Raw genomic sequence first — 8,211 nt, forward strand, 5'->3', positions numbered from 1 at the left:
AGTGAGCAACTATTGAAATGGAATGACCAACAACACGATATTTCACAAAAGGTTAAGGAACTTCCATTGAATAGTAATTTACAAAATGTTTTGTTAAAAACATATGAGATTCATAAGAAAGATATTTTTAATGGTGTCACTATTGCACCAATTAATGAAAAAGTAGATGGGGAATGGGAAATCTATCGGGATGTAATTAATGCAGCAACGCAAGGACAATTTTTACTCATATCAGAGGAAGAGGTCAACAAATACAAAAAGGGAATTGTGTTATGCGAAAGTGAAATTATAGGTCGTAAAGATATCCCTATTTGTCGTAATGTGGCAAAAGAAAGACTTGAAGCACATAATTTCAATAAAGCAAAAATTATGAGTTGGCTATTAGTTTTATCAGAAGCGATTACAAACATTATAAAACATGCAGAACAAGGGAAAATGACTATCCTAGAAAGTAAAGAAAGCAATGAAATTAGGTTTGTGATAGAAGATAAAGGACCAGGTTTTCCTCTAAAAGAATTGCCGAAAAATACATTGTTGGCGGGTTATTCAACAAAAAATTCAATGGGGCAGGGATTTACGTTAATGATGAAAATGGCTAAACAAGTTTTATTATTTACCACACCAAAAGGTTCAACTTTAATATTAACTTTTGATTCTAGAGAGAAGGCGGGGGTTGTTAATGCAACTTATTAATGATAACGTGACGTTTAACCCACCCGAAGACAAGTCAATAACCAAAACGATCAATAGAACGTTAAAAACAGCAAAATTAATAGATGCTTTTTGGGAAAGATGGATCGTTCACGGATTGGAAATAAAAGATTTATCTGAAATCCGCAACCATTTAAATACGGTGGAAGATTGGTATGCTTCTTGGGAGAGTTTAGCACTGAAAAAAATTAAAATGGCAATAGAATTAGAAGCAGATGGTAAGCATCCAAAAGCAGAATATGTATATCGTCAAGCTGCATTATATTATAACATCAATTTTTGGCTAAATCCTAAGAAGACTGAACAGAAACAAAACTGGTATAGATTGTGCTTGTACTATACTAGTATAGCTGACTCACTTTCAAGATATAAAACGATTTACAAAAAATTAACAGTTAATAATAGTTTTATTTGTTCGGGAAGGGTTCGAATTCCTACTAATCCAAAAGGTTGTATTGTTATCATTAATCCTATTGATTCCACGAAAGAAGAACTTTTTAAATATGAAATGGATTTCGTTGAAGCAGGTTACATTACATTAAGTTTCGATGGTCCTGGCCAAGGGGAAACGTTCATTAATAATTCAGTTATAGGTACAAGACAGAAGTGGGAACAAATGATTAATCATGTAATTGATTATGCATACGAAGAGTTTAAAGGATTGCCGATTAATTTATTTGGAACAAGCTTAGGTGGATCATGGGTTTTATATGGGAGTTCTCATAAAAATGTTTCAAAAGCAGTGGCCGTTAGTCCTGCCGGAAATCTTGAAGACCTAAATATGCCTAGTTATTTTATGGATCGGATGTACTGTTCTTGTATTGTGGATGACATGGATACAAGAGCAATGCCAAAACTGAACGGAGCAGATTGTAAGGCACCAATTATTATTTTCCATGGTTGTAAGGATTTGATGGTAACAACTAATGTTATGCATCAATTATTTGATTCAATTAATTCCGAAAAGCAATTAATCAAATATGAGAATGAAGGACATGTTTGTAATAATAAATTAGATGAAATTCGCAAATTATCACTATCTTGGTATGATGGGTCTTATGAAATGATGGGGAGCTCAATCTTATGAAGAGAAATCAATTAACAATACGCAGGCAATTTCTTAAGATTACACTATCTCTATCAATTATCATTGCCTTGATTTCAGGAGCAATCCAACTATATTTTATGAATGATCAAATAGTTAAACAATCAAATCAGCAAGCAGAATCTGTTGCAAACAATGTACTTAGAGGGATTGAACAAACGAATTTAGCTGCCCAGAGTATTGAACATCAAATTGATTTAAAATTAGTTGCATATGCTCATAATATTGTAACTCTTTTAGGTAAAAAAAGTGCTTCAGAGATCACAACTGAAGAACTTTTAATAATTAAGGAACAATTAGGCCTTGCAGGTATCACTATTATTCAAGAAACCAAAACAAAAGATGACTACGTTGGCATTTTATCAACTGAACCAAATGAAGTAGGAATTAGTTTCAAAAAATTTGGATATTACGAGATCGGAAACTTATTAATGAGTGATCAGGTCGCATCAATTCCAGGTGCTACTTATACCGATAAACATACACTTGTATTACCAATTGCTCAATCCGCTTCACATACAAATAGTCCAGAATTCTTTAAATATGCATATTATCACGTACCAGGTACTGATTATATTATTAATCCTTTTATTAAAGCAAATGAGGTATATAACTATACTGAAATTGTTGGCCCAAGCTCTGAAATTAAAAAATTAGTCAAACAAAGTGATATTGTTAAAGAAATCGCTGTTCTTAATCCAAAAGTATTTGCTGATCCTTCGTTAGAAAAGCAACTTTACCCGCCACTTAAAAAGGTAGAAGCTGGACAGTATACATTAAAGACTAAAAAAGATATAGAATTACTTACTCAAAAGGTGGTAAACAAAGAATCTTATATTGAACGTGTTAACGGCGATAGAATTTATAAAATGTTTCTACCTATAGATGAGAACAGTGTTATCTATATTGCACTTGATTACAGTAAAATGAGTGATCATCTCTATCAGCATTCAACAATTTTAATTATTTCTGGAATAACCTCATTACTAGTTCTTTTTTTATTAACTGCTCGTTATTTTAATCGAATCTATGAAAATATACAAAAGATTAAACGGCAAATTAATTTACTAGAAGAGGGAGATCTTACAGTAAAAAGTTTTGTAAACGATGAGAGTGAACTAGAAAGTCTTTCTGATAGTACAAACAGAATGGTAGATAAGCTAAACAAACTTGTTTTTGAAACACAAGAGCAAGCCAAGAAGATACAACGCTTGTCCCTGATCTTAGAAGCGGAGGCTTCCCAATCAGTAGAAAAAATGTATGAGGTATCAACAGGAGCTACCTTGAGAGCAAGAGATCAACTTTATGTCATTATAGAGTTCTTAGATAGTGTTCATGAGGCTTTACTTCCTTATATTGACAATGGAAATGCTGCTAAGGTTCTTGGGAAAATAGAAGAAATGAAAGTTGTTATTAATGATCAAACGGCAGCAACTACAAATACAACAATTTCGCTGTCAGACTTAGTGAAATCCTTACATATTCAGTCCAGTGAACTACTAGATATCTCGAAAATATTACTTGAACAAATAAATAAATTTAAACTTTAGGATTAAAATGAGGGGATATTATGGAGTTAACAGTAAATAAAAAAGTAGAAAGTACTACTACTACTTTAGAGCTTATAGGGATGTTAGATATTACTACTGCTAATGTGATTGAGCCTTATTTGGATGAAATTAATGATATTGCAACTTTAATAATTGATTTTTCTAAGTTGGATTTTATTGATTCAACCGGTATTGGCGCCATTATGAATGCAATCTATTTATCCCAGGAGAAAAATTACAAAATTATACTTCAGGGTATTAATGAGTTAACTCATCATGTGTTTGAAACGGTTGGTTTATACCGTATTTTGGATGCAGTACAAGGTGAGGTGAGTTAATGTTTACGGATAGCTTTAATTATCATCATTTAAGAACTGATGAGGATACAGAATCTATCGATAAATCAATGCAACGTGAAATTTCTTTAGCACAAAATATCCAAGTAACGTTGTTAAACGGACAAACACCTGAATTTGAAGGAGGACAAGTCCTTGGTACTTCTCTTCCTGCTCGACTTATTGGTGGAGATTATTATGATTTCTATCCATTAGTAAATGGTAAACTTCGTATTGTAATTGGGGATGTAATGGGAAAAGGAATTCCAGCTGCGATGTTAATGATCTTAACAAGAGGTGCTTTTCGAAGTGCCGCTGAAAGTACACAAAGTCCTGCTGAAACACTTAAAGCAATGAATAAAGCACTTTATTCCGACTTAAGAAAATTACGTTCTTTTGTTACGCTTTATTGTGCTGATTGGGATCCAAAAACAAAAGTTCTTACTTTTGCTAATGCGGGGCATAATTTACCTTTGCTTATTAAAGCTAAAGATCAAACAGTTATTCCCTTTCCGAAAACTTCAGGTATTATGGTTGGCGGTCTTCCAGAACATTCCTATGAAGAAGGTGCGATTACTCTAGAGGAGAATGATACAGTTTTCTTATATACTGACGGAATAATAGAAGCACAAAATATAAACGGGGAGCAATTTAAAATAGAGAGATTAATTGAACTATTAAAACTCCATCAAGACAAACAAGTGGGAGAAATAGAACAATGTGTAATGAATTCAATTACGGAATTTACAAAAGGTACTCCTCAAAGAGATGACATTACAATGGTTTTGCTTAAAGTAACAAAAGATGTCTCCAAGATCACTAGTTTGAATTCACCATTTTTAAACGATTAGGTGGTACATATGACGAGTATCATTTCGAAAGGTAAGGACTTGAATGAAGCAATAAATTTAGGTTTAGAACTATTAGGAGCAACTAGGGATGAAGTTGATTTAGAAATTATACAAAATGATTCTAAAGGCTTTTTGGGAATTGCTTCAAAAAAGGCAATTGTAAAACTTACAAAGAATCAAAGGACCCCATCAACTTCTAATCTTAATGAATTCATAGAAAATCTTGAGAGTAATATTCCAATTGAAATGTTTGATAAAGGGAAAGAGAATTTTCTAGACGATTATCTAAACCAAGCCGAATTTAAACAAACGGATACAGAAATATCTGATGGGAAGGTTTGGCTAAAGAACGGAAAGTTATATTGCAAATCTTCACCCACTCACTTCCCGATGGTTACTATTAACAATGGGATAAAGTTGTTCAAAAACAATGAACTTGTGAATGAAAAAACAACAATAATTACAGAAAAAGATCTTTATGAAATTAGAGTAGAAAACGAGGAAAAAGAGACTGTTTGGGAAATCACTGTCGACCAACAAAAATTAAACGTTCAACTTTCTTTAGAACCTGGTTATAAAATTCTTCGTACTGTTCCTGATATGGATGTTGACGATCACATTGAATTAAATGTATTAGAGAAGAAAGAGGTTAATAATACACTTAACTTTTTAGATGTTGTTAACAAATTGGAAGAAATCGGCGTAAAACAGGGAATAAATCAGGATGAAATATTAAGAGCGATAGAATCTACTGAACCTGGGATTTTTATAATTGCTTCTGGAGAGGAACCAAAGCCTGGAAAGCATGGTTGGATTGAACTGCAGGTAGAGACGGAAACATTTGAAGGTCCTAAAGAAAATGAGGATGGACGTGTTGACTTCCGTGAGATAAAAATCATACCAAAGGTTGAGAGGGGTAAGGTAATTGCAGTAGTGCATTCACCAATACCAGGTAAAATGGGATATACTGTTTTGAATGAGCCTATTCCTGCTAAACAGACGTTGCCAATAGTCCTAAATATTGGAAGAGGGGTTATTGTAGTAGAAGATAAAATTGTAGCAACAGAATCTGGGCGTCCTCGAGTAGAACAAAGAGGACAACTTGTAAAAGTTTCAATTGTTCCAAAACTTCAGCATATGGGAAATGTAGACTTAGCCTCTGGAAATATTCGTTTTAAAGGCGATGTTGAAATATCTGGTGAAGTAGAGGAACGAATGGTTGTTGAAGCTGAGGGGGATATAATAACACATAAAACAGTAAATGAAGCTACACTCACTTCTTCAGGATCCATTATTTCTTATGGAAACATAATCAGTTCTGAAATATCGGCAGGCAAAAACAATATGCTTGTAACTGAATTAGGGCATCTTTTGGGGAATATCCATCAAAGTGTAGAAAAGATTATAGCTTTAATAACACAGCTAACTCATTCTCCAGCGTTTAAATCGAGTGATTTTTCGCGTGGCGGGCTACAACCATTAATTCGGATATTGCTAGAAAGGAAGTTTAAAAATTTTCCACCACTAGTAAAAAAATATGTTGATGCTGTAAGGATGGGAGAAGGGTTCTTAGAAGATGAGGAATGGAAAATGACTGCAGTATCATTATCAAACCTATTCTTATCTCTCACGAATGAAGTTGTCTCTGTTGAACCGATTATTCAATTATCAAAAAAAATGAAGAATCTGCATGAGAGTAGTAAAACTACCGTTGATTCAGACTCTTTTATAACGATTCCAAGTGCTATGAATAGTAGGCTTTACAGTAGTGGAAATATATTGATACTTGGGCAAGGATGTGTGAATACAAAAATTCACGCAGGAGGAATATTAAAAATCAGCGGTATTTTACGTGGTGGAGAGGTTTATGGAAGACTAGGCGTAGAGGTTAATGAGGTTGGATCTATGAGTGGGCTAGCTACGATCATCTCGGTTCCTAAGGATAAAAAAATTTATATAAATAAAGCCTTGGAAGGGACTATATTAAAGATTGAGAATGTGAAACGTACCGTCAAAGAAACTACATATCATATATGTGCTTATCTTGATGAGAATGGGCATATCGTTTTTGAATAGACTATTGTAGAGGTGCTAGTATGATAAAATTTTCACTCTTTCCAGAGGGAGAGAATCTAGAAGTAAGTTTAATGGGAGATTTAGATATAGATGGTACTGAAATAATAGAAGAATTGATTCCGGAAATGGAAAAATATATGGAGATAAATCTGAATTTGAGGGATGTCCCTTTTGTAGATTCATCTGGAATGGGATTACTTTTGAACTTAGTGCAAACCTTAAATGATCAAGGAATTAAAATAACAGTTTCAAACGTAAGAGAGGATATAATGGAAGTTTTCGAAATGCTACAATTACCAGATATTCTTGGCGAAGGTGTTTTTGTTTAAGTTATTATTTTTTTGAAGTTTTTTATTGATTTTAAGATATGGGAACTTTGCAAACAATAAGAGGTAGCTGAAATATAAAAGGCTTAATCTTGCAACGCATGAAATCAATATGCTTGCAAGATTTTTTTGTACAGGGATAGGAGGAAAGGCGTTCAACGTAGTAGTGGGGCCAAGTTAATTGGTATTGTATGTCAACACTAAACTAGACAACTTTTTAAGGTGTTCAAGTTTGTAATCAATTGGACTTAAATAACCAAGTGTTCAATGATGCAACCATTGTAAAAACGATAATTGCGATGGCTCATCAATAAAAACTTGAGGTCGTTGCCGAAGGAGTTGAATCAAAAGGCCACTTAATTTTTCTTCAGAGAAATTTATGTGATGAGGACCAAGGGTATTTGTTTAGTAACCTTTACCCATGAACCAGGTTGAACGCAAAATCCATGAAATAAAACAAATAATAACTAACAGTGGAATTCCTAAGGAGGCACATCTGCTACGGGAAACCGGGGCGCCTAGTCTGTTCTTGTTGAAAAAACACTCAAGAATAAATCAATTAAACATTTGTCGTATTATGTAACATTTTTGTAAAATCTCGCTAAGTTTTGTTGACTATTCATTTTATGTTAATTACTATATAAATTGTAAGAAAGTAATGGTAATTTTGTTATTAAAATTTGATAAAGGCAAACTCATTGAAAGATGAGGACGCAAAGCCATGGGTCTGTCGTTCAGCTTAGCTATTGAACTATGATCGCCAGGTTGCCAATTAACTTTATATAAGTAAAGTGATGGCTGCTCTCTTTATCAGGGACGGCTATTTTTGTGCAGCGTTTGTAGAGCAAGTGAATTTTGCTCGCAAAATATGGTGGAAATGGTGGAAGAGGTAGCTACTACTGCTGAACAAGTCACAGGAAATACACAAAATGTGGCTGCTTCAGCAAAGGAACAAAATGCCTTAATGGAAGAAACATCGTCCTCAGCGGAAGCTTTGATTACAATGGCTCAAAATCTACAAAAAGTAATAATTGATTTATAGTTTAGAATCAATTTTTCATGTGTCATTGTTTTATTAGCATTTATTATACATAGAAAAGGAAGTATGTTTAATGCTGGATTCCATAGGTGGAGTATCACGCTACGATTTTCTGTTACGCCAATTTCAATATGAGAATAAATGGATCACGGAAGAAATTCAACAATCGCTAAATAGATTCTGTATGTTTCTATACAAACATACTAATGTTCACTATT

The 8,211-nt window shown here is 33.5% G+C and carries 8 protein-coding genes and 1 riboswitch; all 8 genes read left to right on the forward strand.

The genetic code is table 11. The annotated features are described in order from the left end of the window. A partial coding sequence (locus tag V7149_RS13630) for an ATP-binding protein (protein ID WP_335346168.1) occupies positions 1-693 on the forward strand: 693 nt, incomplete at its 5' end. Next, complete coding sequence (locus V7149_RS13635) at positions 680-1,798, forward strand: alpha/beta hydrolase (protein WP_335346169.1); 1,119 nt, start codon at positions 680-682, stop codon at positions 1,796-1,798. The genes V7149_RS13630 and V7149_RS13635, both read left to right, overlap by 14 nt. Beyond that, positions 1,795-3,366: a methyl-accepting chemotaxis protein gene (locus V7149_RS13640; protein ID WP_335346170.1), complete on the forward strand. Its 1,572-nt coding sequence runs from the start codon at positions 1,795-1,797 to the stop codon at positions 3,364-3,366. Before V7149_RS13635 ends, V7149_RS13640 begins: the two co-directional genes overlap by 4 nt. Before the next feature lie 20 nt (positions 3,367-3,386). Next, on the forward strand, positions 3,387-3,704 hold the full coding sequence (locus V7149_RS13645; RefSeq protein WP_335346171.1) for an STAS domain-containing protein: 318 nt from the start codon (positions 3,387-3,389) through the stop codon (positions 3,702-3,704). Next, positions 3,704-4,552 (forward strand): PP2C family protein-serine/threonine phosphatase, encoded by an 849-nt coding sequence (locus V7149_RS13650; RefSeq protein WP_335346172.1) that lies wholly within the window; start codon positions 3,704-3,706, stop codon positions 4,550-4,552. Before V7149_RS13645 ends, V7149_RS13650 begins: the two co-directional genes overlap by 1 nt. Positions 4,553-4,561: 9 nt before the next feature. Further along, a complete protein-coding gene (locus tag V7149_RS13655; RefSeq protein WP_335346173.1) occupies positions 4,562-6,628 on the forward strand; it encodes a FapA family protein in 2,067 nt (688 codons plus the stop codon). A 20-nt stretch (positions 6,629-6,648) separates the two neighbouring features. Continuing rightward, positions 6,649-6,957 carry an STAS domain-containing protein gene (locus tag V7149_RS13660; RefSeq protein WP_335346174.1) on the forward strand — a complete coding sequence of 103 codons (309 nt, stop codon included), beginning with the start codon at positions 6,649-6,651 and terminating at the stop codon, positions 6,955-6,957. A 675-nt stretch (positions 6,958-7,632) separates the two neighbouring features. Next, positions 7,633-7,727, forward strand: a riboswitch (cyclic di-GMP riboswitch). 53 nt (positions 7,728-7,780) lie between these two features. Beyond that, positions 7,781-7,996, forward strand: a complete 216-nt coding sequence (locus V7149_RS13665) for a hypothetical protein (protein WP_335346175.1) — start codon at positions 7,781-7,783, stop codon at positions 7,994-7,996. The last annotated feature ends 215 nt before the right edge of the window (positions 7,997-8,211 follow it).

Origin of the sequence: Bacillus sp. JJ1503, assembly GCF_036965125.1 — a bacterium.
GTDB lineage: Bacteria > Bacillota > Bacilli > Bacillales > Cytobacillaceae > Cytobacillus.